Origin of the sequence: Pseudomonas vranovensis DSM 16006 (assembly GCF_000425805.1) — a bacterium.
In the GTDB taxonomy this organism is placed as follows: domain Bacteria; phylum Pseudomonadota; class Gammaproteobacteria; order Pseudomonadales; family Pseudomonadaceae; genus Aquipseudomonas; species Aquipseudomonas vranovensis.
Window position 1 is genome coordinate 18,544 of the sequence record NZ_AUED01000001.1, and the last position, 24,244, is coordinate 42,787.

The 24,244-nt window shown below is 62.0% G+C and carries 27 protein-coding genes; 14 read left to right on the forward strand and 13 right to left on the reverse strand.

From position 1 onward, the window contains the following. Window positions 1–49: 49 nt before the first annotated feature. Window positions 50–1,090 carry a patatin-like phospholipase family protein gene (locus tag H621_RS0100075; protein ID WP_028941415.1) on the reverse strand — a complete coding sequence of 347 codons (1,041 nt, stop codon included), beginning with the start codon at window positions 1,088–1,090 and terminating at the stop codon, window positions 50–52. Between the two features lie 155 nt (window positions 1,091–1,245). Here H621_RS0100075 and H621_RS0100080 point away from each other — a divergent pair, with 155 nt between their 5' ends. The 3 genes from H621_RS0100080 (at window position 1,246) to H621_RS0100090 (ending at window position 3,188) form a co-directional block, all read left to right on the forward strand. Then, window positions 1,246–1,524: a hypothetical protein gene (locus H621_RS0100080; RefSeq protein WP_028941416.1), complete on the forward strand. Its 279-nt coding sequence runs from the start codon at window positions 1,246–1,248 to the stop codon at window positions 1,522–1,524. A 14-nt stretch (window positions 1,525–1,538) separates the two neighbouring features. After that, window positions 1,539–2,306 carry a CHAD domain-containing protein gene (locus tag H621_RS0100085; protein ID WP_028941417.1) on the forward strand — a complete coding sequence of 256 codons (768 nt, stop codon included), beginning with the start codon at window positions 1,539–1,541 and terminating at the stop codon, window positions 2,304–2,306. Between the two features lie 81 nt (window positions 2,307–2,387). Beyond that, window positions 2,388–3,188 (forward strand): acyl-CoA thioesterase, encoded by an 801-nt coding sequence (locus H621_RS0100090; protein WP_028941418.1) that lies wholly within the window; start codon window positions 2,388–2,390, stop codon window positions 3,186–3,188. On the opposite strand, the gene H621_RS0100095 is transcribed toward H621_RS0100090, so the two are convergent. The 3 genes from H621_RS0100095 to H621_RS0100105 all read right to left on the reverse strand — a co-directional run bounded on the left by H621_RS0100095 (window position 3,185) and on the right by H621_RS0100105 (window position 5,994). After that, window positions 3,185–3,547: an Mpo1-like protein gene (locus H621_RS0100095; RefSeq protein WP_028941419.1), complete on the reverse strand. Its 363-nt coding sequence runs from the start codon at window positions 3,545–3,547 to the stop codon at window positions 3,185–3,187. The genes H621_RS0100090 and H621_RS0100095 overlap by 4 nt on opposite strands. A gap of 75 nt (window positions 3,548–3,622) precedes the next feature. Next, window positions 3,623–5,101, reverse strand: coding sequence for a methyl-accepting chemotaxis protein (locus H621_RS0100100; protein WP_028941420.1), 1,479 nt, complete (start codon window positions 5,099–5,101; stop codon window positions 3,623–3,625). Between the two features lie 86 nt (window positions 5,102–5,187). Further along, complete coding sequence (locus tag H621_RS0100105) at window positions 5,188–5,994, reverse strand: TatD family hydrolase (protein WP_028941421.1); 807 nt, start codon at window positions 5,992–5,994, stop codon at window positions 5,188–5,190. A 158-nt stretch (window positions 5,995–6,152) separates the two neighbouring features. On the opposite strand from H621_RS0100105, the gene H621_RS0100110 reads away from it, so the two are divergent. Both H621_RS0100110 and H621_RS0100115 read left to right on the forward strand, forming a co-directional pair. After that, window positions 6,153–7,550: an MltF family protein gene (locus H621_RS0100110; RefSeq protein WP_028941422.1), complete on the forward strand. Its 1,398-nt coding sequence runs from the start codon at window positions 6,153–6,155 to the stop codon at window positions 7,548–7,550. 258 nt (window positions 7,551–7,808) lie between these two features. Further along, the gene (locus H621_RS0100115; RefSeq protein ID WP_028941423.1) at window positions 7,809–8,117 is read left to right on the forward strand and encodes a hypothetical protein; all 309 of its coding nucleotides are present in this window, start codon (window positions 7,809–7,811) and stop codon (window positions 8,115–8,117) included. 9 nt (window positions 8,118–8,126) lie between these two features. Here H621_RS0100115 and H621_RS0100120 read toward each other — a convergent pair whose 3' ends face one another. From H621_RS0100120 to H621_RS0100140, 5 genes are all read right to left on the reverse strand, one after another. Beyond that, on the reverse strand, window positions 8,127–9,344 hold the full coding sequence (locus H621_RS0100120; RefSeq protein WP_028941424.1) for a DUF3422 domain-containing protein: 1,218 nt from the start codon (window positions 9,342–9,344) through the stop codon (window positions 8,127–8,129). Window positions 9,345–9,458: 114 nt separating this feature from the next. Then, window positions 9,459–9,953: a transcription elongation factor GreB gene (greB, locus tag H621_RS0100125; protein ID WP_028941425.1), complete on the reverse strand. Its 495-nt coding sequence runs from the start codon at window positions 9,951–9,953 to the stop codon at window positions 9,459–9,461. 146 nt (window positions 9,954–10,099) lie between these two features. Then, complete coding sequence (locus tag H621_RS0100130; protein WP_084167891.1) at window positions 10,100–10,447, reverse strand: hypothetical protein; 348 nt, start codon at window positions 10,445–10,447, stop codon at window positions 10,100–10,102. Between the two features lie 151 nt (window positions 10,448–10,598). Further along, entirely contained in the window at window positions 10,599–13,109 is a 2,511-nt protein-coding gene (locus tag H621_RS0100135; RefSeq protein ID WP_028941427.1) for an ABC transporter permease, read from the reverse strand. Next, window positions 13,109–13,792 (reverse strand): ABC transporter ATP-binding protein, encoded by a 684-nt coding sequence (locus tag H621_RS0100140; RefSeq protein ID WP_028941428.1) that lies wholly within the window; start codon window positions 13,790–13,792, stop codon window positions 13,109–13,111. Before H621_RS0100140 ends, H621_RS0100135 begins: the two co-directional genes overlap by 1 nt. 10 nt (window positions 13,793–13,802) lie before the next feature. Between H621_RS0100140 and H621_RS0100145 the strand changes: the two genes are divergently transcribed. The 3 genes from H621_RS0100145 to H621_RS0100155 all read left to right on the forward strand — a co-directional run bounded on the left by H621_RS0100145 (window position 13,803) and on the right by H621_RS0100155 (window position 15,830). After that, window positions 13,803–14,408: an arylesterase gene (locus tag H621_RS0100145; protein ID WP_028941429.1), complete on the forward strand. Its 606-nt coding sequence runs from the start codon at window positions 13,803–13,805 to the stop codon at window positions 14,406–14,408. Between the two features lie 56 nt (window positions 14,409–14,464). Continuing rightward, complete coding sequence (locus H621_RS0100150) at window positions 14,465–14,755, forward strand: hypothetical protein (protein WP_028941430.1); 291 nt, start codon at window positions 14,465–14,467, stop codon at window positions 14,753–14,755. A gap of 103 nt (window positions 14,756–14,858) precedes the next feature. After that, window positions 14,859–15,830: a L,D-transpeptidase family protein gene (locus tag H621_RS0100155; protein WP_028941431.1), complete on the forward strand. Its 972-nt coding sequence runs from the start codon at window positions 14,859–14,861 to the stop codon at window positions 15,828–15,830. A 130-nt stretch (window positions 15,831–15,960) separates the two neighbouring features. Here H621_RS0100155 and oprI read toward each other — a convergent pair whose 3' ends face one another. Continuing rightward, the gene (oprI, locus tag H621_RS0100160; protein WP_003259780.1) at window positions 15,961–16,212 is read right to left on the reverse strand and encodes an outer membrane lipoprotei OprI; all 252 of its coding nucleotides are present in this window, start codon (window positions 16,210–16,212) and stop codon (window positions 15,961–15,963) included. A gap of 508 nt (window positions 16,213–16,720) precedes the next feature. Here oprI and H621_RS0100165 point away from each other — a divergent pair. Next, the gene (locus H621_RS0100165; protein WP_028941432.1) at window positions 16,721–17,002 is read left to right on the forward strand and encodes a GNAT family N-acetyltransferase; all 282 of its coding nucleotides are present in this window, start codon (window positions 16,721–16,723) and stop codon (window positions 17,000–17,002) included. Window positions 17,003–17,086: 84 nt separating this feature from the next. Here the strand turns inward: H621_RS0100165 and H621_RS0100170 are convergent, their stop codons facing one another. Together H621_RS0100170 and H621_RS0100175 are read right to left on the reverse strand one after the other, a co-directional pair. Further along, entirely contained in the window at window positions 17,087–18,163 is a 1,077-nt protein-coding gene (locus H621_RS0100170; protein WP_028941433.1) for a 3-deoxy-7-phosphoheptulonate synthase, read from the reverse strand. Between the two features lie 169 nt (window positions 18,164–18,332). Then, on the reverse strand, window positions 18,333–18,779 hold the full coding sequence (locus H621_RS0100175) for a PilZ domain-containing protein (protein WP_028941434.1): 447 nt from the start codon (window positions 18,777–18,779) through the stop codon (window positions 18,333–18,335). A 116-nt stretch (window positions 18,780–18,895) separates the two neighbouring features. Between H621_RS0100175 and H621_RS26710 the strand changes: the two genes are divergently transcribed. From H621_RS26710 to cysB, 4 genes are all read left to right on the forward strand, one after another. After that, window positions 18,896–19,900 carry a putative 2-dehydropantoate 2-reductase gene (locus tag H621_RS26710; RefSeq protein WP_051270342.1) on the forward strand — a complete coding sequence of 335 codons (1,005 nt, stop codon included), beginning with the start codon at window positions 18,896–18,898 and terminating at the stop codon, window positions 19,898–19,900. Next, complete coding sequence (locus H621_RS0100185; RefSeq protein ID WP_028941435.1) at window positions 19,897–20,805, forward strand: 5'-nucleotidase; 909 nt, start codon at window positions 19,897–19,899, stop codon at window positions 20,803–20,805. The genes H621_RS26710 and H621_RS0100185 overlap by 4 nt, the downstream gene beginning before the upstream one ends. A gap of 93 nt (window positions 20,806–20,898) precedes the next feature. Next, window positions 20,899–21,396 carry a universal stress protein gene (locus H621_RS0100190; RefSeq protein WP_028941436.1) on the forward strand — a complete coding sequence of 166 codons (498 nt, stop codon included), beginning with the start codon at window positions 20,899–20,901 and terminating at the stop codon, window positions 21,394–21,396. Window positions 21,397–21,521: 125 nt separating this feature from the next. Continuing rightward, window positions 21,522–22,496 carry an HTH-type transcriptional regulator CysB gene (gene cysB / locus H621_RS0100195; RefSeq protein WP_028941437.1) on the forward strand — a complete coding sequence of 325 codons (975 nt, stop codon included), beginning with the start codon at window positions 21,522–21,524 and terminating at the stop codon, window positions 22,494–22,496. A gap of 235 nt (window positions 22,497–22,731) precedes the next feature. Here the strand turns inward: cysB and H621_RS0100200 are convergent, their stop codons facing one another. Further along, entirely contained in the window at window positions 22,732–23,466 is a 735-nt protein-coding gene (locus H621_RS0100200; RefSeq protein ID WP_028941438.1) for a phosphoadenylyl-sulfate reductase, read from the reverse strand. 129 nt (window positions 23,467–23,595) lie between these two features. Between H621_RS0100200 and thrH the strand changes: the two genes are divergently transcribed. Then, window positions 23,596–24,213 (forward strand): bifunctional phosphoserine phosphatase/homoserine phosphotransferase ThrH, encoded by a 618-nt coding sequence (gene thrH, locus H621_RS0100205; protein ID WP_028941439.1) that lies wholly within the window; start codon window positions 23,596–23,598, stop codon window positions 24,211–24,213. Window positions 24,214–24,244 lie beyond the last annotated feature (31 nt).

Below are 24,244 nucleotides of genomic sequence, written 5' to 3' on the forward strand. Positions count from 1 at the left end.
TGCTCCCACGGCTGTAGGAGCGGGCTTGCCCCGCGATGCTCTTGGCCAGTCAGCGCCGCTCAGCCTCGTAGTTATCCATGGTATCGCGCGCAATCTCCCGGCCCAGGGCAATCAGCTCCGGCGCCTTGTAGAATTCGAAGAACCGGCACACCCGCTTGGGCACGTTGATCAGTACATCCGGCGGGTAACCGGCGATCTTGTACTGGGCCAGGGAGGTTTGCATCACTTCGAAACTCTGGTTGATCAAGTCCAGCAACGAGGCTGGCCCGACGTTGTCGATGATGAACGAGCCGCTCGCCGATTTCGGTGCGCCGTCGCTCTCGGGTGCGGCAGCGGGCTGCTGGGCTTCGGGGTCGGCCGCATCACTGAGCCAGGGGTTGGGAATCTGTGCAGCTTCGGTCGCGAGCCCTTGTTCGATGCGCATCAGTTGCTCGGCTTGTTTGCGCCGGAACGGCAGGTGCGAGCCCAGGGAGTTGATCAGGTTGTCAAAATGCAGTTTGAACGCCGCCGGGCGCTCGATCACCGGCAGTTGGTAGTGCTTCTGGTTGGTGGAGTTGAGGTTCACGGCGATGATCAGGTCACAGTGGCTGGACACCACCGGTATGATCGGCAACGGATTGAGGATGCCGCCATCGACCAGCATGCGGTTGTCTTGCACCACCGGAGTGAACAGGCTGGGAATCGCCGCCGAGGCGCGCATGGCCTGATGCAGGCAGCCCTCCTGGAACCAGATTTCCTGCTGGTTGGTGAGGTCGGCCGCTACCGCGGTGTAGGGGATACGCAGCTCCTCGATATTGATTTCGCCAACGATCTTGCGAATCTGGCCGAAGACCTTTTCACCACGAATGGCGCCCAGGCGGAAGCTGACATCGACCAGGCGCAATACGTCCAGGTAATCCAGACTTTCGATCCAGTTGCGGTACTCCTCGAGCTTGCCGGCGGCGTAGATGCCGCCAATTACCGCGCCCATGGAACAGCCGGCCACGCAGGCAATGTCATAGCCACGTCGTTCAAGTTCCTCGATCACGCCGATATGCGCATACCCGCGGGCGCCCCCCGAGCCCAGCACCAATGCTACGCGTTTGCCCATGATGCCCCCCGTCTGTGCTTTATCGATGGTCTAACAATGCGCCCATTTGTGTCTGTGCTTCAATCGTCATACGCGCTGCGCTACGCTTGCCGGGCACTTTTCTTCTTTGTAGCCGTCGAACTCGCCACTTGAACATTTCTTTTGAGGTAATACCGATGAAAGCCTGGATCTGCCTGCCCCTGATTGCCCTGGTGTTGACCGGTTGTGCAGGTAAAACCGCCTACCGCGACAGTTGCGCCAATCAGCTGGATTCGGCCTGGAAAGAGCTCGACCTGGCCAAGGCTGAAGGCTTTGCCGGTACCGTCAGCTACTCCAAGGCGTTGTCGCTGTTGACCGGGGCCAAGACCCAGCAGCAGTTCGAGGCGTTTGAGGGCTGCAGCAAGAAGGCCGAGAAGGCCCGCTTCTACATTCGTGAATCCCGCGCCGGTCGCTGACACAGGAGAACACCATGTCGGCCATGCTCGACCATGTGATTGCCCAGGTACTGGCCCTGCAGGTTCGCCTGCTCGCTTGCCAGGCCCGCCTTGCCGCGGACACCGACAGCGAGGCGTTGCATGACCTGCGCACCACCACCCGGCGCTTGCGCAGCCTGTTGCGGCCACTGCGCGAGTTGCCTGGGGTCGAGCAGCTTGAAGGCGCGGCCAAGGCGCTGGGTGAATTGACGACGCCGTTGCGCGACCGTGAAGTGCTGGCAGCGCAATTGCTTGAACGCGAGCAGTTTGAGGCCGCACGCCAGCGCCTGGCCCACCGAACGGAAACCTTCGCCAGCGTTGCCGAGAGTGCGCAGCTTGCGCGGTTGCTGGCGATTGTCGATGCCTTTCCGATCTTCCTGCGCGCCGCCCAGCGTGAAGGCTTGATCCGCAAACTGCACCCGCGCATCGACAAGCGCCTGGAAAAACAGTGGACGCAGTTGCGCGAGGCCCTCGACGATCCCGCCCACGACCGTCATCGCCTGCGCCTGCTGATCAAGCGCGTGCGCTACGGCGCCGATGCCTACCCGCAACTGGAGCACGCCGGCAAGCGCCTGCAACGGGCGCTGAAACGGGCGCAAGGTGATCTGGGCGATTGGCACGACTTGCATCAGTGGCTGCTGCAAGCCGACCAGCAGCCCGACCTGGCACCTTGTGTTGAGCAGTGGAAAGCACAAGTGCTCAGCGCCGAACAACGTGCCGATACCACCCTGGAACGCCTGCAGAAGGCTCTGGCGCAACGATAAGCCGCTGATATGGCCGAAATGCGGGCTGTCGCTGGCGCTTGCGCTGGTTAAGATCGGATTTTTCCCACGGATGAGTCCGGCATGAATCTTTCGCAATTGCTCAAAGCGGTCCGCCTGCATCCCCAGGCGGTGACCATTCCTGCCAGCTGGGCGCAAGGTCGTGCCTGTTTTGGTGGCCTGATGGCCGCCCTGCTGTACGAAACCATGCGCGCCAAGACCTCGCCGGGTCGCCCGGTGCGTTCGCTGTCCATCACCTTTATTGGCCCGGCCGAGCCGGAAGTGCCGATCAGCTTCGAGGTGGAACTGCTGCGCGAAGGCAAGGCGGTCAGTTCACTGCTGGGTCGAGCGGTACAGAACGGCCAGGTGGTGACCTTGATGCAAGGCAGTTTTGGCGCCGGGCGCGACTCGGTGGTCGATGTGCCTGCGTTGCCTGCCATCGAAATGAAAGGCCTGGACGAATCCACCACCGAGCTGCCCTATATCAAAGGCGTTACCCCCGAGTTCATGCGCCACGTGGCGCTGCGCTGGGCCATTGGCGGTATCCCGTTCAGCAACACCCCCTCGCGCAACATGGGCGGCTGGGTCAGGTTGCGTGACGAGGGCGGTGATGAAACCTTTAGCGAAGCGCACTTGCTGGCGCTGGTGGACGCCTGGCCGCCCACGTTGCTTTCGCACTTGAACAGGCCGGCGGCCGGCAGCACCCTGACCTGGACCATCGAGTTCATTCAGCCGGTGCCAAGCCTCACTACCCACGACTGGTTCAAGTACTGCGCACAGACCGAACATGCTCGTGACGGTTACGGGCACGCGGCAGCCGCCCTATGGACGGCTTCGGGCGAATTGCTGGCGATCAGCCGCCAGACGGTGACTGTCTTCGCCTAGTGGCGATGGCGGTCACGCCAGGCCCGCCACCAGGCGCCACTCAGGACAAAGCGCGGAAAAGTGATGAACTGCTCCACCAACAGGCGGCCGATGGCGTCTTTGCGGTCGCTGAAGGGCTCGGGTTGCTCGGCTTCCAGGCGATGACCCTGGCGCTGGAGGCCAAGGCCGGCGATCAGGGCGATGATGCCGACGGCCAGTTGTCCCAGGTCCAGCGAGAACAGCCCCGACAACACCAGCAGTACACCGAGGATGAACAGCGGCACGGCAATCAGGTGCAACACCAGGTTGGTCGGGTTGCGGTGATTGTGGTGGTAGCCACGCCATTGCCAGGCGGGCAAGTTGGGCAAGCGTTTGCTCATGGGCAATTCCTCAGGGTTCTGTCTGAAGAATAGTGCGGCCCCCGTCAGGGGGCCAATGAGTGGCGCCTATCGGCCTTATAGCTTGAGTTGGCCGATGGCCTTGTTCAATTCACCGGCCAGGGTGGCCAGTTCGCTGCTGGTGGTAGCTGAGTCGACGGTCTGCTGAACGGTCTCTTCGGTGACATCGCGAATGCTGACCACCGCCCGGTTCATTTCCTCGGCCACCTGGCTCTGTTGTTCAGCGGCCACGGCAATCTGGGTGTTGCTTTCACGCATCTGCGCCACGGCGCTGGTGATCTCGGCCAGGGCGACACCGGCTTCCTGGGCCTGCTGGACGCAGTCGTCGGCCTTGAACGAGCTCTCCTGCATGAAGTCCACGGCGTCGCGGGTGCCGGCCTGCAGCGCCGAGACCATGGTGGTGATCTCGTCGGTGGAGGCTTGCACGCGCTTGGCGAGGTTGCGCACCTCATCGGCAACCACGGCAAAGCCACGTCCCAGGTCACCGGCGCGGGCCGCTTCGATGGCCGCGTTGAGTGCCAGCAGGTTGGTCTGTTCGGCGATGCTGTGAATCACTCCGACCACGCCGTTGATCTTCTGGCTGTCTTCGGCCAGTTGGCGAATCATCTCGGCAGTTTGCTGCACACCGCTGGAAAGACCGGCAATCGAGGTCTGCACCCGGCTGACCACTGCCTGGCCGCTGCCCGCCAGTGTGTCGGCGGTCTGCGACAGGTCGCGGGTGGCACCGGCGTGCTGGGCGATGTGGTAGACGGTGGCCGACATCTCGTTGATGGCGGTGGCGGCCTGGTCGGTCTCGCTCTGCTGGCCGAGCATGCCGTGGCGCACGTCATTCATGCTGGCGGCCAGGCGCGCGGCGCCGGAATCCAGCTGCGCGGCAGTGCGTGCCACAGTGTTGACCACCCGGTGGTAGGTGGTCTGCATGGCGTTGAAGGCACTGGCCATCTGCCCCACTTCATCACCACACGACAACGGCACCCGCGCCGAAAGGTCGCCGGTTTTCTCCACGTGCAGCATCACATCCTTGAGGGTGTTGAGCTGGCTGAGGAGGAAGCGAATCAGCAACTGCGAGGCGCAGAGCATCGCCAGCATCAGGATCAGCACGCAGACGGCATAGTTGGTGAAACGATCGGTGAACACCTGGAGCAGGCTGGGGGAGGGGGCGAGTACGGCGATCTGCTGACCGTCGCGGCTGATCACCTGAGCGCCGCTGAGCGGATCGCTACCGGTCAGTGCCAGGCCATGCAGTTGCACCCAGCCCTGGGCGTTGGCCAGGGGCTGGAGCTGTTCACCGTCAAAGTCTGGCGCTGTGCCGGGGGCGTATTGCAGCCACAGGCGGTTGTGCGGCAGGGCCTGCCCGGCAGGCCAGGCGGCGAGCAATTGCGCCTGGGCCTGAGCCTGGTCCTGGGCATTCTGTGCCCGGGCCTGTTGCTCCAGGTGAACGGCATACAGCACCAGGAACAGCGTTGTGACGAAGGCCACCGCGTTGACGGCCCAGAACTTGTACTTCAGGGAGATATTGCTAAGCCAGGCACCCATGTAAGGTCTTCTCTGATTGAGCGGAAACAATGTTGGCAAGGTGCCATCATTGTGCCGAGCCTATCAGAGGAGCGCTTTGATATGCGTCAAATAATCGCGGGTAGGTTAAAGAAGGCGCGGGCGCAGGCGGTGGTGTGGGCTGCCAGCTGTTCGGGGCTTTCGCCGCGGTGCAAGGCCACTTCGCGCAGCACTTCGGTCAGGAAGGCCGGTTCGTTGCGGCCGCTTTTCGGTTTGGGCCGCAGGCTGCGTGGCAGCAGATAAGGTGCATCGCTCTCCAGCATCAGGCGGCCTTCAGGGATGCTGCTGACCAGTGGGTGCAGGTGGGTGCCGCGACGTTCGTCGCAGATCCAGCCAGTGATGCCGATGTGCAGGTCCAGGTCCAGGTAGCCGAACAGGGCAGCGCGCTCGCCGGTAAAACAATGCACCACGGCGGCGGGCAGGCGGTCGCGGTAGTCCTTGAGGATCGCCAGCAGGCGTTCGCTGGCGTCGCGCTCGTGCAGGAACACCGGCATTTGCAGCGCCACCGCCAGGGCCAGTTGTTCTTCCAGGGCCTTTTCCTGTTGCGGGCGCGGCGAAAAGTCGCGGTTGAAGTCCAGCCCGCATTCACCTACGGCCTGTACCCGGGGTTGCTCGAGCAAGGCGCGCAGGTGGCGGTTGCTGTCGCTGTTCCAGCTGCTGGCATCGTGGGGGTGGACGCCGGCGGTGCTGAACAAGCGCTGGCCGCTCTCATCCAGTGCCTGGCACAGTTCCAGGGCTTGTTCGCTGCCTTCAAGGCTGGTGCCAGTGACCATCATTTGCACCACACCCGCCGCCTCGGCGCGTTCAAGAATGGCCGCATGTTTGTCGGCAAAACTTGGATTGGTCAGATTGACGCCGATGTCGATGAGTTGCATGGTGCTACCTCAGGCCGGAAGCCGGCCAGCATAGCAAAGCTCGAGGAATTTCGTTAAATCGAAGAACTTCAACGCGTTGTCGTGGTCTTTTGCGGTCAATTGTCATGGAACGACTGCAAGCTATGGCGCCAACCCCACCCCCGCGAGCCTTCAAACGGATGACGCGTGCGCTGTTTTTGTTGATCGTGCTGGGCCTCGGTCTGCTTCAGGCAGGGCCGGCCAGCGCGCGCCTGCCCGGCCCGCAGCAGTCGGTACCCAAGGCCCAGGTTCGCGACCTGGCGCAGATCCGCAGCACCCGGGTGCTCAAGGTGTTGGTCAATCAGAGCCGCAACAGCTCCGGTGAGGTCAAGGGCGAGCCGGTGGGTGTCGAGTACCACCGCTTGCGGGCCTTCGAGCACTACCTCAATGCCCGCGCCCAGGACGGCCAGGAAATCCGCCTGAAAATCATTCCCCGGGCCAAGGAGCAATTGCTGGCGGCGTTGCAACGCGGCGAAGCTGACCTGGTAGCCCCTGGTGAGCTGCTCGATCCGACCTCCACGCGCGGCCTGGTGGCCAGCGATCCGGTGGTGGACAAGGTGCCCATGGTACTGGTGGGGCGCAAGGGCGAGCGCAGTTTCCAGCGAGTCGAGCAGCTTTCCGGTCGCACGCTGGCGCTGACCAGCGCCAGTGCGGCCGGCGATACCCTGCATGAGATCAACCAGAAGCTGGCCTTGCGCAAACTGGCGCCGATCAAGGTCGAGTGGGTGGACCCGACTCTGGCGGTGGAGGATGTGCTGGAAATGGTCCAGGCCGGCATCTTCCACCTGACAGTGGTCGAGCAGCCGATTGCCGAGCGCTGGGCACGGGTGATGCCCAAGCTGCGTGTGGATCGCAGGGTGCAAGTGGCGGCTCCCGAGGCCATGCGCTGGTATGTGCGGCGCGATGCCGTGATGCTGCACGCCAGTGTCGATCGTTTTTTGCAGGGATATAAGCCACCGCAGAATCAGGATGCAGCGTTCGAGCGGATTTATCGGCGTTTGTACCGGGTACATAACCCGTTGGCCCGCAGTGACCGCAAGCGGTTGGAAGCACTCAGGCCGGTGCTGCAGCGCCATGCCAGCGAGCAGAATATCGATTGGTTGAATCTGGCGGCGGTGGCGTTCAAGGAGTCTTCGCTCAATCCCGCTGCCCGCGGTGCCGGTGGAGCGCACGGGTTGATGCAGATTACGCCCAGTGCGGCGCAGCGGGTCGGGGTGAGCAACATCAGCAGCGTCGATGGCAATGTGCGGGCCAGTGCGCGGTACATGGCGCTGATCCGGCGCAAGTTCTTTTCCAGCAATCAGTTGAATGAGCGTGAGCGTATGGCGTTTACGCTGGCGGCGTATAACCTTGGACCGGAGCGGGTGCAGGCGATGCGGGCCGAGGCGCGGCGGCGGGGGCTCAATGGTAACCAGTGGTTTTTTCAGACTGAGCGGATTGCCATGGAGCAGGTGGGGATGGGGCCGGTCAGTTACGTCAACAGTGTGAACAAGTACTTCCTGGCATTTGACCGTGAGCGTAAGGCGCTCGAACGGTAGGAGAAAGCAAAAACAAGACCGAAAGCACAATTCGCTTCGTTCTTGCTTGCGGCTTGAGGCTTCAAGCTTGCCACTTGAAGCGAAGCTGAGTTGACATCCAGGCAGCAGCTTCTCTAGCATGCTGACTTGCGCCGATTTAAACAGCTACTTGCGGGGCGCAGGAGGAACCTCTCGGTTTTTCCAAATACCGCTAAAACGCTGGTTCGGTGACGCCTCCCACCGCAGCCCAGCGGGATCTGCGAGGCGGAGTATCATTCCATGAGTTGTCCACGTACCAGTGTCTGCTTGAGCCCTCTGCCTGCCAGTCAGGCCGCGCGCGTGCCGCGTATTCTCCTGGGCGGTTCTCACCAGCCCACGCTTCTGCGTTATCTCGATGGCTGGCCTCGTCGTAAAGGCCGCGCTACCGCTTTTCTGATTCAGTTCGCCGATACCCGTGCATCGCTCAGCCAGTTTGCCAGCGACCGTTTCGACCTGGCCGTCATCCAGTCGCCCACTGCCGAAGATGCCGCCGAGGTGATCGGCCACCTGACCCGGGTTGCTCGGCAGGGGCTGATCACTCGCGCGTAGGCCTGACGCTCAATGCTCCTTGGCTTTGCGGATGCGCAGCAATATCACCAGCAGGATCAGGATCGCCAACGGCGCCATGCCCAATAGCGCCTCGCGCGCGCTGAGCGGTACGCCCAGGGTGTACAGGCCGCTGTAGACCAGCTTCAGCAGGCTGAGCAGGTAGTAGGTGATGGCAATGATCGACAGGCCTTCTACCGCCCGCTGTATCTTGATCTGAGTGTCGGCGCGGGCGTTCAGGCTGCGCAGTATCTCGGCGTTCTGTTCTTCCATTTCAACCTGTACGCGTGCTTGCAGCAGCTCGCCGAGGTTCGCCACGCTTTCGGCCAGGTGTTCCAGGCGTTGTTCGGTGGCGGTGCAGTAACGCACCGTGGGTTTGAAGCGCCGCTCGATGAACACCCCCAGGCGCTGGCAATCGGCGACGTGGCTTTCGCGCAGTTCACCCAAACGCTCGAACACCAGTTGCGCATAGGCTTGGGTGGCGCTGAAACGATGGCGGTTCTTTACCGTGCTGCCCACCACCTGGCGCGACAGTTGGGCGATGTCTTCGAGCAGCGCTTTGGCATTGCCGCCATCGCTGGCGACGTTGCGCTCCGACAGGCTGACCAGGGTGCGGTCATAGGTATCGAGCTGACTGCTCAGGGCCTTGGCGTTGTCCAGTGCCAGCGAAGCCATCATCCGGTAGGTCTCGATTTCCAGCAGGCGGCGAATCATTCGTCCTTGCCGATAGGCATTGAGGCGGCGGTTGATGAACAGAAAACGGCTGGTGCCGTCTTCGGTCAGGCGAAAATCGCTCCACACCACCGCATCGCCGCCGCCAACGCAGGAGCCGCAAGGGTCTTTGAATCCGTAGCAGGCAAGGTCGAGACCGGTCTCATCGCGCACGATCACTTGCACCGAGTTGATGATCTGCTGCTGGCAGGGTTCGATGGCCTGCGCCAGGGCTTGGGGGAGGGTGGTCCAGTTGAGTTCGCTGCTGGCAGCGGGCATCACCAGCGTCAAGGTGAAGAATTCGGCGTGGCGCTCCCATTTGAACGGATGACCGTCCAGTTGGGTGATGCCTTGGGCCGCATCGGGCTCGAAGGTGTCGGGGCAGCAGCGTTGCAGCAGGGCGTCGCATTGTGCGGCAGTGCCGAGAAAAGCCAGGTGGAAAACATGGGCCGGCTCGTCGAAGTACAGCGACGGGCGGGCGTGCAACTCGTTGTGCAGCGCTTTTCGTTGGGCATGCATGGGTTTCAGACCCTGTTGTTGTGTTTGTCTGCTGTTCCAGGTGCCGGGGCACTTTCGTGGGACGGGACTAGCACCGGTGCAAGTCACGCACCGGCAGCAAACACTCGACAACCGTTATGCGTCTTCAGGAGTCGGGGGCGAGCCGTAGGTGATGCGGTTGATGTACCAGGTCGCTTCTCCACTCGGCGTCTGTACCACCACTTCGTCGCCTTCCTCTTTTTTCAGCAGCGCACGGGCCATTGGGGCGTCGATCGAGATGTAGTCGTTGCGCCCGTAGATTTCGTCGTAGCCGACGATTCGGAAGGTCTTGCGTTCAGCATCGTCATTCTCGATCTCCACCCAGGCGCCGAAAAACACTTTGCCTTCCTGCTCAGGGGAGTAGTCGACGACCTTGACGTCTTCCAGGCGCTTGCGCAGGTAGCGAACGCGACGGTCGATCTCGCGAAGCAGCTTTTTGTTGTATTGATAGTCGGCATTCTCACTGCGGTCGCCAAGCGATGCTGCCCAGGCCACTTTTGCCGTGATTTCGGGGCGGTAGGTGCGCCACAGGTGATCCAGTTCGCTCTTGAGTGCTTCGTGGCCTTCTCGCGTGATGATGTTCGTAGCCAAGCGTCATCCTTAAGGGTGTGTGCCGATTGGGTGGGCGGCTCAACGATATCTCATCGACGGGGCGCAACAAAGCGCCTGGCGCTCTTGTGTCAACGTCAGGCGCACACCGGATCTGGTGTCATTGCCCCGAAAGCGGGGAGGGGGAGTCAGCGTAACCCGCCCTTGTCGTCACCTGGCTCGCCCCCCGCGTGGACGCCATGATCATCGCCCGGCTCGGCGTGGGTGCCAGAACGACCCGAGGAGGATTCGCCAGTGCTGCTGTGCCCGGCATGGCCGTCACCATGATCACTGCCGCTGTGTCCGCTTCCGCCGCTATGGCCGCCACCGTTGCCACTACCGTGTCCGCCACCGCTGCCGCCGCCATGTCCACCGCCACCGCCACCGTCCTTGGCATAGGCACTCGAAAATCCGGACAGGGTGTCAGGGATCATCACTGTTGATGTCGACAGGATTGCTCCGACGGACAATGCCAATAAAGATTTCGTAATGCTCATGCGAACCTCCATCACGGCGCCAGGGATTGGTGCTGCAGGGTGAGCCTAGCAAGGCGTGAGCCAATGGCTGCGGATGTCGATGCGTGGTACGGGGAGGAGTGCTCGGGATGCCAAGTGAGCCCGGCCGGGCCCACTTGAGGCAGGTGGGCGATCAGCCCTCGCGCAGCACTTTGAGCGGGCTGGCATTGAGGGCTCGGCGGGTGCCGTAGACTCCGGCGCCGCCGACCAGCAGGGCGCCGATCACCGGTAGCAACAACAGCCAGGGGTGCGGGCTCCAGGTCAGGTCGAAGGCATACCGGTACAGTAGCAGGGTGATCAGCTCGCAGCCAATGGCGGCGAGCAGGCCGCTGGCGGCGCCCAGCAGGCCGAACTCGATGCGCCGTGCCTTGATCAACAGTGCCCGGCTGGCACCCAGCGCACGGAGCAGGGCGCCCTGGCGGATGCGTTCGTCCAGGGTGGCCTGCAACCCTGCGAACAACACGGCCAATCCCGCCGCCAACACGAACAACAGTACGTACTCCACAGCCAAAGTCACCTGGGCAAGGATGCTGCGTAGCTGCTCGAGCAGGGCGTCGACCTGCAGGATCGTCACCGCCGGGAAGGCACGCGACAAGGCGACCACTTGTTGATCGTGACCGGGGGCGAGGTAGAAGCTGGTCAGGTATGTGGTTGGCAAGTCCTGCAGGGTGCCAGGCTGGAAGATCATGTAGAAGTTGGGCTGGAAGCTGTCCCAATTGACGGTGCGCAGGCTGGTGACCACCGCCTGGCGTTGCTGGCCGCCGATGTTGAAGGTCAGCTGGTCGCCCAGCTTGAGTTTCAGGCTTTGCGCCAGTTGGGCCTCGACCGAGACACCGGGCAGGGCGTCGCCATTGGCCGGGCTGGCTTGCCACCACTGGCCTTCGCTCAAGGCGTTGCCCGTTGGCAGGTCGGCGGCCCAGGTCAGGCTCAGGTCGCGCTGTACGGCGCGATCGCCAGTGGATTCCTTGCTGACGATCTGTTGCACGGCCTGGCCGTTGATGTCGGTCAGGCGGCCTGGGATCACCGGGTACAGGGGGGCGGCTTCTGCGGAGAACTCATTCAGACGCTGGGGGAAGCTGTTTTTGTCATCGGGCAGGATGTTAAGGGCAAAGTAGTTTGGTGCGTCCTTGGGTAGCTGGTTCTGCCAGGTATCCAGTAGCTCGGCTCGTAGCAGGGCAATCAGGGCCATGGCCAGCAGGATCAGGCCGAAGGCCAGGGATTGTCCGGCTGCGGCCAGCGGATGGCGCAGCAGTTGGCCCAGGCCCAGGCGCCAGGCCAGGGGCGAGCCGGCCAGCATTCGGCGCAGGCTGCGCAAGCCCAGCAACAGCAGGCCGCCAAGCAGCACTGCGGCCACCAGACCGCCACCGAGCAGGGCGAAGGTGAGCAACAGGTCCAGGCTCAGGCGCCACATGATCAGGCCCAGGGCCAGCAGGGCGGCGCCGTACACCAGCCAGCTGCTTGGTGGTACGGGCAGCAGGTCGCGGCGCAGTACCCGCAGCGGTGGTACGCGGCCCAGTGCTGCCAATGGTGGCAGGGCGAAACCGGCGAGGGCCACCAGGCCAGTGGCGATACCGGCCAGGGCTGGGGCCAGCCCCCCGGGGGGGACCTGCGCCGGCATCAGGCCTTGCAACAACTGGAACAAGCCCAGTTGGGCCAGCCAGCCAATCAGGGCGCCGCCCAGGGCAGCGAGGCTGCCGAGGATTGCCAGTTGCAGGCAGAACAGGCTCAGCGCCTGGCGCCGTGACAGGCCCAGACAGCGCAGCAGGGCGCTGGCATCGAAACGGCGGGTGGCAAAGCGGCTGGCCGACAGGGCTACTGCCACACCGGCCAGCAACACAGCAACCAGGCTGGCCATGTTCAGGTAGCGCTCGGCCTTGCCCAGGGCGCCACCGATCTGCTGGTTGCCGTCGCGCGAATCCTGCAGGCGCTGGTTAGGCGCCAGCCCCTGGGTGACGCTGTCCCGGTAGGTGGCCAGGGCCTCGGGCTCGCCGCGCCACAAGTCACGGTAGCTGACCCGGCTGCCGGGTTGTACCACGCCGGTGGCGTCGAGGTCGGCCAGGTTGATCAATACGCGGGGCGTCAGGCTGTAGAAGTTGCCGGCACGGTCCGGTTCGTAGGTCAGCACCCGGCTCATGCGCAGGGTTTTCATGCCGACGTCGATGCTATCGCCGACTTTGAGGTTCAGGGCCGCCAGAAGCCGCGACTCGACCCAGGCCTCGCCCGGTGCCGGGCCGCCACCACGGGTTTCGCTGGCATACGGCTCGGGGGCGCTGCGCAGTTCGCCCCGCAGCGGATAAGCGTTGTCGGCGGCCTTGATGCTAGAGAGCTGAATGCCGTTGTCGGTGGCAATCACGCTGGAGAACTCGACCACCTGGGCGTGTTGCAGGCCTGCTGTCTTGCCGGCGCTGATCTGCTCGGGCTGGGCGGGCGAGCTGCCGCGCAGTACCAGGTCGGCGCCGAGAAATTCGGTGGCGCGCAGCAGCATGGCGCCGTTGAGGCGGGCGCCGAAGTAACCGATTGCCGTGCTGGCCGCCACAGCGACCAGCAAGGCAAAGAACAGCACGCGCAGTTCACCGGCACGGGCATCACGCAGCAACTGGCGCACGGCCAGTGCCAGCAGGCGGAAAAACGGCAGGCGGGCCATCAGGGCTCCAGCGGCGCGACCAGGTGGCCGGCGTCCAGGCGGATCAGACGACGGCAACGTTGTGCCAGGCGTTCGTCATGGGTGACCAGTACCAGGGTGGTACCGCGTTCTTTGTTCAGTTCAAACAACAAGTCGCTGATGCGCTCGCCGGTGTGGCTGTCGAGGTTGCCGGTGGGTTCGTCGGCAAACAGCACCGCGGGTTCGGCGGCAAAGGCTCGGGCGATCGCTACCCGTTGCTGCTCGCCGCCGGACAACTGGCGCGGTGAGTGACTCAGGCGCTGGCCCAGGCCGACCCGCTCCAGCAGGCTGCGGGCATGTTCGCGGGCATCGCGGCGACCATCCAGCTCCAGGGGCAGCATGACGTTTTCCAGGGCATTGAGGCTGTCTAGCAACTGGAACGACTGGAACACGAAGCCGACGTGTTCGGCGCGAACTCGGGCGCGCTGGTCTTCATCCAGCGGGCCGAGGTCATGGCCGGCGAGGGTCACTGAGCCTGCGCTGGGCAGGTCCAGGCCGGCCAGCAGTCCAAGCAGGGTCGATTTGCCCGAGCCCGAGGCACCGACAATCGCCAGGCTGTCGCCTTGTTTCAATTCCAGTGAGAGTTCGTGCAGGATGGTCAGGTCGCCTTCCGCGCTGGGAACCACTTTGCTAAGGTTCCGCGCAGTGAGAATGCTGGGGCCCATGGAGAATCCGATGCGAGTGTGGTTTATGAGTGCTGGCCTGGCCTTGATGTGCATGGCCCAGGGCGCAGCAGCGGGTACCGTCTTGATTGTCGGCGATAGTATCAGTGCCGCTTTCGGCCTGGATACCCGCCAGGGCTGGGTTGCCTTGCTGGAGCAGCGGCTGAAGGCCGAGGGTTTCGACAGTAAAGTGGTCAATGCCTCGATCAGCGGTGACACCAGTGCAGGCGGTCAGGCGCGGCTGCCGGCGCTGCTTGCAGAGCACAAACCGGAGCTGGTGGTGCTGGAGTTGGGTGGCAATGATGGCCTGCGTGGGCAGCTTCCTACGCAATTGCAACAAAATCTTGCCTCGATGATTGACCGATCCCGAGAGGCGGGGGCCAAAGTCCTGCTGCTGGGCATGCGCCTGCCGCCCAACTATGGCGTGCGCTACACCACGGCTTTCGCCAGGGTCTATGAAAACCTGGCGAGCGAGAAACAGGTGCCGCTGGTGCCATTTTTCCTTGAGGGGGTGGGCGGTGTGCCCGAGCTGATGCAGGCCGACGGCATCCATCCGGGGCAGGGGGCGCAGGAAAGGTTGCTGGAAAATGCCTGGCCGCAACTGAAACCGCTGCTTTGACGCTTTTATAGTGACCGGCTTTCGGCTAATGTTGCGCCCCCGATTTGGAGCCCCCGATGCCGCGTCCCGCCTGGTCCCTGTATGCCTATCAATTGATCGAGCCTGACGAACAGCTTGACCTGTTCGCCTGCCAGGAGATCCGCGTCCATCTTGTGGCCCGCCAGCTCGAACTCGGCGGCTCGGCCGACCGTACCTTGTGCGGCACGCTGTTGCCGGCGCAACCGCGCTGGTCGACTGTCGAGCGCGGTATCTATCGCGACCGTCGCCTGTGTACCCTGTGCCGGGCGATTCTCGATGCACAGCGCCGCGGCACGCGGCCGGTCTGGCCACAATTGGAAGTCGGTTGAGAGCGCCTTTCATCTCCTGAAATACCTCGATCCCTCCCGATTGTGCCGGGGGCGGTGTACAATCGTCGTCTTGACCTCACTGAATTAGCGAAGGATTTCCCGGATGTTGCCGCGCTTTCCCGCCGTCACCCGTTGCCTGTCCCTGGCCGCCCTGCTGGCGGCAGGTCCTGCTGCTGCGCTGGAGTTTCCCCTGCCACCGCCAGGTGAAGACGTCATTGGCCAGGTCCAGGTGATCAAGGCCAAGTACGAAGATACCTTCGCCGACATCGGTACTGCCAATGACCTCGGTTATCTGGAAATGATCGCCGCCAACCCGGGCGTCGACCCCTGGTTGCCAGGTGCCGGCACCGAAATCATCCTGCCGACCCGCTTCATCCTGCCGCCGGGCCCGCGCGAAGGTATCGTCATCAACCTCGCCGAGTACCGCATGTACTACTACCCGAAAGGGCAGAACGTGGTACATACCTATCCGCTCGGTATCGGTCGTGAAGGCTGGGGCTCGCCCATCGCCAACACCAAGGTAACCGCCAAGACGCCGAACCCGACCTGGACGCCGCCGGCCTCGATCCGCAAGGAGCACGCCGCAGACGGTGACATCCTGCCGACCGTGGTGCCTGCTGGCCCGGACAATCCGTTGGGCCCGTTCAAGTTCACCCTGGGTGTACCGGGTTACCTGATTCACGGCTCGAACAAGAAGTTCGGCATCGGCATGCGTACCAGCCACGGTTGCTTCCGCATGTTCAACAACAACGTGCTGGAACTGGCCAAGATGGCCCCGGTCGGAGTTGCGGTGCGCATCATCAATGAGCCGTACAAGTTCGGAGTGAGTGCTGGCAAGGTCTATCTGGAGGCGCACACGCCGCTGGATGACAAAGGTGATCCCTCGGTGGTCGACAAGCACACCGCGGTAATCAACGCCTTGCTCAAGCGTGAAGATCTTGCCAACAACCTGCGCATGAACTGGGACATGGTGCGTGATGTGGTCGCCGCCGAAGATGGCATGCCGGTGGAAATCGCCGTGCCGATCACTGCCCAGCAGCCAATGGTGTCGAGCGTACCGCTAGACATGCAGTAACCCTTGCGTTGGCGTACCCGAGGCCTGCCATTGTGCAGGCCTCGTCGTTTGTGCAGGGTTACTTTCTTTCGGGCAATAAAAAAGCCGACCCACAAGTGGGTCGGCTCCAAATAACAATCCCGAGGGATTATTACTTACGGCTGGCTTTGTCCAGCATGCGCAGAGCGCGCTCGTTGGCTTCGTCAGCGGTCTGTTGAGCTTTTTGAGCTGCAGCCAGAGCGTCGTCAGCTTTGCGATAGGCTTCATCGGCACGAGCTTGTGCACGAGCTGCTGCGTCTTCAGTAGCAGTCAGACGAGCTTCGGTTTCTTTGGATACGCTGCTGCAACCGGTAGCCAGAACTGCGGCCAGAGCCAGAGCAGAGAATTTCAGAACGTTGTTCATCGTGTTCCCCTTCAAGGACTTTCTATTAAATAGCCATCTCTCAACAATGAGAAACTGACCGGCGTACATAGTACCCATTACTTGTAGTAAGTAAACTGACAGAGCGCAAGAACTGGAAAAAAAATGCGCTTGCGCTTGTGCCGACACCGGGTTTTCTGGAAAACCGCCTGGACGCTGCCTGTACGGGCGTAAGAGAGTGTAGCAAACTTGCTTTTTGTTGAACTAAAGGTGACTTAAAGTGTCATCAAACGTCTTAGCACTACAACATCCGGCAACTGTTCAGGCGGCTGTGCGCCACCTGGTTCACCTGCTGCAAGTGCGTGATTTTTGCGACCAGTCGCCTTGAGTATCCGGGCCCTGGGCGCCTACTATTTGTACGTGCTCATTTGCCAGAGAACGACCATGCTGTTCTTGCTGTCCAACCGGGCACGGGGTGGCGTAGAGGTTCCTTCGCCGGACAAACATCGGTAAGGTAAGGGTCAGATCATAAGACCCGCGAGGAGTAGTGATGAGCGAGGCGTTGTCCATCCACCATGACCAGGCTGGTCATCAGTTCGAGACCAGTGTGGACGGTCATCGTGCTTACCTGACCTACATGGACCTGGGTAAGCAGACCCTGGATATCTACCGCACCTTTGTTCCCAATGCGTTGCGGGGCCGGGGTATTGCCGCGGCGCTGACCGAGAAGGCGTTGCAGTATGCAGAAGACATGGGCTACACCGTGATTCCGTCATGCTCGTACGTGGAACGTTACATGGAGCGCCAGCAGCGGCACTCCACCAAGGCTTGAGAATCGCGAAGGGCAGCCCTGGGCTGTCATTCAAGCGCACACACAAGAACGCCGGGCATTGCCCGGCGTTCTTGTGTGTGGCGATCAGCCGCGGTTGCGCTTGGGCAGCACGTCCTTGAGCTTGGCGTGCATGCTGCGCAAGGTTTTCTCGGTGGCTTCCCAGTCGATGCAGGCGTCGGTGATCGAAACACCGTACTGCAAGTCGTCAAGGTTCTTCGGAATTGCCTGGCAGCCCCAGTTCAGGTGGCTTTCGACCATCAGGCCGATGATCGACTGGTTGCCTTCGAGAATCTGGTTGGCAACGTTCTCCATCACCAGTGGCTGCAGGGCCGGGTCCTTGTTGGAGTTGGCGTGGCTGCAATCGACCATGATGTTCGGCTTGATCTTGGCCTTGGCCAGTGCCTGCTCGCACAGGGCGACGCTGACCGAGTCATAGTTCGGCTTGCCGTTGCCGCCGCGCAGTACCACGTGGCCGTAGGCATTGCCCTTGGTGGTGACGATCGACACGCCACCTTCCTGGTTGATACCCAGGAAGCGGTGAGGGCTGGAGACCGACTGCAGGGCGTTGATCGCCACGGTCAGGCCGCCGTCGGTACCGTTCTTGAAGCCCACGGCCGAAGACAGGCCGGAGGCCATTTCGCGGTGGGTCTGGGATTCGGTGGTGCGCGCGCCGATAGCCGACCAGCTGATCAGGTCCTGCAGGTACTGCGGGGAGATCGGGTCGAGGGCTTCGGTGGCGGTAGGCAGGCCCATTTCAGCCAGGTCCAGCAGCAGTTGGCGGCCGATGTGCAAGCCATCCTGGATCTTGAAGGAGTCGTCCAGGTACGGGTCGTTGATCAGGCCTTTCCAGCCGACGGTGGTGCGTGGCTTCTCGAAGTACACGCGCATGACCAGGTACAAGGTATCGGACACTTCGGCGGCCAGGGCCTTGAGGCGCTCGGCATACTCGTGGGCGGCCTTGATGTCGTGGATCGAGCAGGGGCCGATCACCACGAACAGGCGGTGGTCCTTGCCGTCGAGAATATTGCGCACCACTTCGCGGCCCGCAGTCACGGTCTTGAGCGCAGTGGCGCTCAGGGGAATTTCCTTCTTGAGCTGATCGGGGGTGATCAAGGTCTCGTTGGAGGCAACGTTTAGGTCATCGATCGGTAAATCAGCCATCGTGTTACTCGTCAGGTCACGGGTGCCGGCCGCCAGCGATCCCCGTGCGGCGGAGCAGCAAGATTGTACGCAGCGGGGAGCCGAACCTTAGCGCGTTACACCGTGGCTCGACAATGGGCAGAGCCCGCTTTCCTGCGTGTGTAAGCCCGCTGGGGCAGGGTTTTTGTCGTTAAATGAGAATCTGTCGGGTATGCGTGGCTTCAAGGCTGGCCTCGGAGAACTCGCTGGCGTGCAGGCTGACCCATTGGCAGGCGAGGGTGTCGAGGTCGGGCGAGGTGGTTTCGTCCAGGGCCTGCTGCTGGTAAAGGTGCTGGATCTGGCAGACCTGCTCGCTCATTCTCGCGCCGAACAATGCCTGTTCATCGATGAAGGCGATACCGACCCGGTAGCCATCCTGGTGCTTCTGACACCAAGCCACATAGCCGGGGTAACGTGCCGACTCACCAAGTGATGGAATGAACATTTCGATGGCCATGCCCCGGCGATAGGCGCGGGGATGGTTGCAGGCGATACCGCCCAGGCTGATAGTGTGCAGGCGCTGGCGAAACAGGCTGGGCGACTGGCGTAAGACCAGTTCGACCGGAACATCGTCCGGGTGTGGCAGGTATCCACGCATGCTCGACTCCGTGTCGATTTTTTGACCTTGCTCGCCTAAGTATAGTGATCGTTCGAAAAGCGGTTGATTCAAGTGTCAAAAAACTGAACAAAAATTTAGCAATCGAGGGAAGCAGGATGAGCACTAGCAGTCCACGAGTCGGCATCATCGGAACCGGCGCCATTGGCGGCTTTTATGGGTTGATGCTGGCCAGGTCCGGGTTGGACGTTCATTTCCTGCTGCGCAGCGAATTTGACACAGTCAACACCCACGGGTTAAGGGTTGAAAGCGCCGTGCATGGCACCCTGCAGATGCCGGTTCAGGCCTACGCCGACGTTGCCGATATGCCGCCCTGCGACTGGCTGCTGGTGGGTGCCAAAACCACCAGCAATGCCGAGCTTGCGCCGGTGATTGCCAAGGCTGCTGCGGCCGATTGCAAAGTGGTGCTGCTGCAAAATGGCTTGGGCGTTGAAGAGCAGTTACGTCCGCTGTTGCCCGCCAGCCTGCATCTGCTCGGAGGCCTGTGCTATATCTGCGTCAATCGCGAAGCGCCAGGGGTTGTCCGTCACCAGGCCCTGGGGGCGGTGAATCTGGGTTATCACAGCGGTCCTGCCGTGGATGCGGTGATGCGCCAGAATATTGCCGAGGCCGGGGCAGACCTGTTCCGCGCGGCCGGTATCGATTCGCAGGCCATGGGCAACCTTGCCCAGGCGCGTTGGCAGAAGCTGGTATGGAACGTGCCTTACAACGGCCTGTCGGTGTTGCTCAGGGCCAACACCACAGCCTTGATGAGCAACCCGCACAGTCGGGCATTGATCCAGGCACTGATGGCCGAGGTAGTCGAAGGCGCGCGTTCGCGCGGTCATGAAGTGCCTGAAGGCTATGCTGAGCATTTATTCGCGGCGACCGAAAAAATGCCCGACTACTGGCCAAGCATGTATCACGACTTCACTGGGCAGCGTCCGCTTGAGCTGGACGTGATCTATGCAGAACCCTTGGCCCGGGCGCGCGAGGCGGGGTGCAGCTTGCCGCGCATCGAGGCGTTGTATCAGGCGCTGGCGTTCATCGACCAGGATAATCGCGGGGCAAGTCGGGACGTCGCACCGCCGCTGCCAGAGGTCCCGCAAAGGAGCCACGAATGAGCAAAAACCTGGGTGACAAACTCGTCGTCGCCATCTCCTCGCGGGCCTTGTTCGACCTCAGCGACAGTCATCGTATCTACCTGGCCCAAGGGGTTGAAGCCTACCGTCAGTACCAGATTGACCACGAAGACGAGGTGCTGGCGCCGGGTGATGCCTTCCCGCTGGTGCAAAAGCTGCTTGGCCTCAACGCCCACCTCGGCCAACCACGGGTCGAGGTGGTGCTGGTATCGCGCAACAGCGCCGACACAGGCCTGCGGGTGTTCAGCTCCATCGAGCATCATGGCCTGGGAATCTACCGCGCAGCGTTCGTCGGTGGACGCAGCCCTTACCCGTACCTGGCGGCCTTTGGTTGCCATCTGTTCCTGTCCACCGATGCCGATGATGTGCGCAGCGCCCTGGAAGCCGGTTTTGCCGCCGCGACCATCCTTTCCGGCGGGGCTCAGCGCGCAGCCAATGATGAGCTGCGCATTGCTTTCGACGGCGATGCGGTGCTGTTCTCCGATGAGTCCGAGCGGGTCTATCAGTTGGGCGGCCTTGAGGCGTTCCAGGCGAGCGAGCGTCAATCGGCCCGCGAGCCGCTGCGGGGCGGGCCGTTCAAGCCGTTTCTGGCGGCGCTCAATCTGTTGCAGAAGGAATTTCCCGAGGGTGCCTGCCCGATCCGCACAGCCCTGGTGACAGCCCGTTCGGCGCCGGCTCATGAGCGGGTAATTCGCACCTTGCGTGAGTGGGATATCCGTTTGGATGAATCGTTGTTTCTCGGCGGTCTGGACAAGTCAGCGTTCCTTGAAGCCTTTGCCGCCGATGTGTTTTTCGATGACCAGGCAGGCCATTGCGAGCGTGCGCGCAGCGTTGTGGCAACCGGCCATGTCCCCCATGGAATCAGCAACGAACCGACCCTCGGCTGAGGCCTCTGCGCCCGGCGCTGGACGGAACGGCGCGTTGTCCGGGCGCTGCTAAGCTGAAGCTTGCTCTGCCCAGGCGGCAGTTCAGGAGGTCGTATGATCCGTTCCATGCTCTATGCCACCGACCTCGGTGTATACGCGCCTTTTGTCATGCAACACGCGCTGGCGCTGGCGCGAACTTTCAACGCAGAGCTCTACGTGATTCACGCTGTCGAACCCATGGGGCAGTTCGCCGAGTCGCTGCTGCAAAGCTACCTAGACGAACGCACCCTCGATGAATTGCACAGCCAGGGTGTCAACAGTGTCATGGCCAACATCGAGCAGCGGGTGCTGGAAAACTTTCGTGACGAATTGGGGGAGGAGGCCGATCTGGCTCTGATCAAAGCTGTGCGCGTACGCCAAGGCGATCCGGCCCAGGTGATTCTGGAGCAGGCCCAGCGCCTGAGTGTCGACCTGCTGATCTTCGGCAGCCACAGCCAGGGGGCGGGTGTCGATATTCCCATTGGCCGTACTGCGGTGCGCCTGCTGCAACTGTCGCCAGTACCGGTTTATATGGTGCCTCTGGCGCAGCACCTGGGGCGTAGGAAGGCCTGAGGGGGCGTTGTAAGCGGATTAGTACTAGACTGCCAAAATAGTTCTAGATTTATTCTTCAAACCACTAATATAGTTATAAATCGTCGCTGCTGCCGGTGACGCCCCAGCAGATTTGAGGGATACCTATGAAGCTTCAACAATTGCGCTACATCTGGGAAGTGGCGCACCACGACCTCAACGTCTCCGCGACAGCGCAGAGCCTGTATACGTCTCAGCCGGGCATCAGTAAGCAGATCCGCCTGCTCGAGGACGAGCTGGGCGTTGAAGTTTTCGCCCGTAGCGGCAAGCACCTGACCCGCGTGACCCCGGCCGGTGAACGTATCATCACCACGGCTGGCGAGATCCTGCGCAAAGTCGAAAGCATCAAGCAGATTGCCCAGGAATTCTCCAACGAGAAAAAGGGCACCCTATCGATCGCTACCACCCACACCCAAGCGCGCTACGCCCTGCCGCCGGTGATCAGCAGCTTCATCAAGCAGTACCCGGAAGTAGCCTTGCACATGCATCAGGGTTCGCCCATGCAGATCGCCGAAATGGCCGCTGATGGCACCGTCGACTTTGCCATTGCCACCGAAGCCCTGGAGCTGTTCGGCGACCTGGTGATGATGCCGTGCTACCGCTGGAACCGCTGTGTGGTCGTACCCCAGGGTCACCCGCTGACCAAGTTGCCCAAGCTCAGCCTCGAAGCCCTGGCCGAGTACCCGATCGTGACCTATGTGTTCGGTTTCACCGGTCGCTCCAAGCTTGACGAAGCGTTCAGCCACCGCGGCCTGACCCCGAAGGTGGTATTCACCGCCGCCGACGCCGACGTCATCAAGACGTATGTACGCCTGGGGCTGGGTGTCGGCATCGTCGCCAAGATGGCCGTCGATCCCAAGCTCGACAGCGACCTGGTAGTGCTCGATGCCAGCGAACTGTTCGAGTCCAGCGTGACCAAGATCGGTTTCCGTCGCGGCACCTTCTTGCGCGGCTTCATGTGCGACTTCATCGAGAAGTTCGCCCCGCACCTGACCCGCGAGGTGATGGCCAAGGCCATCCAGTGCCACAACAAGCAAGAGCTTGAAGAGTTGTTCGAAGGCGTCGAGCTGCCGGTACACTGATACAGTATCGCTGCCACAAAAGAACCGGCCCTGGCGCCGGTTTTTTAATGCCCGCGCTGATCAGACGGGTGATCTGGACGATCTAGCGATAGATTGGATCGCGGGCGCTGGGCTCGATGTGCAGGGTCATGGCGTCCATGTGTATTGGTGTAGCGATACACATGGGTTTCCACGCAAGTCACTTTTGCGCAGGCATTAAAAAACCGGCCGAAGCCGGTTTTTGTGCGCCTGGCGATCAGCCCTTGCTGATCAGGTTGCCGGCGTGCAGCCCGCATTCCTTCTGGGTCGATTCCTCCCACCACCAGCGGCCTTCACGTTCGTGCTGGTTCGGCAGTACTGGCCGGGTGCACGGCTCGCAGCCGATGCTGATGAAACCGCGCTCGTGCAGGCTGTTGTACGGTAGCTCGAGCATGCGGATGTAGCCCCAGACTTCCTCGCTGCTCATCTGTGCCAGCGGGTTGAACTTGTACAGTGTGCGCTCGGGCGTGGAAAACGCGCCGTCGATTTCCAGCGCGGCCACCTGGCTGCGGGTACCCGGGCTCTGGTCGCGGCGCTGGCCGGTGGCCCAGGCGCTGACAGTGCTCAGTTTGCGTCGCAGTGGTTCTATCTTGCGAATGCCGCAGCATTCACCGTGGCCGTCCTTGTAGAAACTGAACAAGCCCTTCTCCTTGACGAAGGGGTCGAGCTTGCTGCGGTCGGGGGAAAGGATCTCGATCGGCAGGTTGTAATGCTCGCGCACCTGGTCAATGAAGCGGTAGGTCTCCGGGTGCAGGCGCCCGGTGTCGAGGCTGAACACCTTGACGTTCTTGTTCAGCTTCCAGGCCATGTCGACCAGCACCACGTCTTCGGCGCCGCTGAAAGAGATCCACAGGTCATCGCCAAAGTGCTCGAAGGCGAGCTTGAGGATGTCTTGCGGGGACTTGTTGGCATAGGTCGCGGCCAGGGCGGCGACGTCGAAGGGTTGGCTCATCAGGCGGCTTCCGGTCATTGAATGGCGCTTGGCGCTCGTAATGTGCCGATCTTAACAAAAATTGCCCGGGCAGACGCCTCGCATGTAGAGTGCGGCTTCCCATTTTTGGCGTTGTTCGAGGAGTGTGCTGTGGAAATTGCCTGTCTCGACCTGGAAGGCGTATTGGTCCCTGAAATCTGGATCGCCTTCGCGGAAAAAACCGGAATCGAATCGCTACGGGCCACCACCCGCGATATTCCCGACTACGACGTGCTGATGAAGCAGCGCCTGCGTATTCTGGATGAGCACGGTCTGAAGTTGTCCGACATCCAGGCGGTCATCGCCACGCTCAAGCCGCTCGACGGCGCCATTGAATTCGTCGACTGGCTGCGCGAGCGCTTCCAGGTGGTGATCCTCTCCGACACCTTCTACGAATTCTCCCAGCCGCTGATGCGCCAGCTGGGTTTCCCGACCTTGCTGTGTCATCGGCTGATCACCGACGAGACCGATCGGGTGACGGGCTACCAACTGCGCCAGAAAGACCCCAAGCGCCAGTCGGTGCTGGCCTTCAAGAGCCTGTACTACCGGGTAATTGCCGCTGGTGACTCGTACAACGACACCACCATGCTGGGCGAGGCCGATGCGGGGATCCTGTTCCATGCGCCAGAGAACGTGATTCGTGAGTTCCCGCAGTTTCCAGCGGTGCATGACTTCGAGGCGTTGAAGAAAGAGTTCATCAAGGCGTCCAACCGGTCGTTGAATTTGTAGCGGCCTTTCGCGGGGCAAGCTGGCTCCAGTA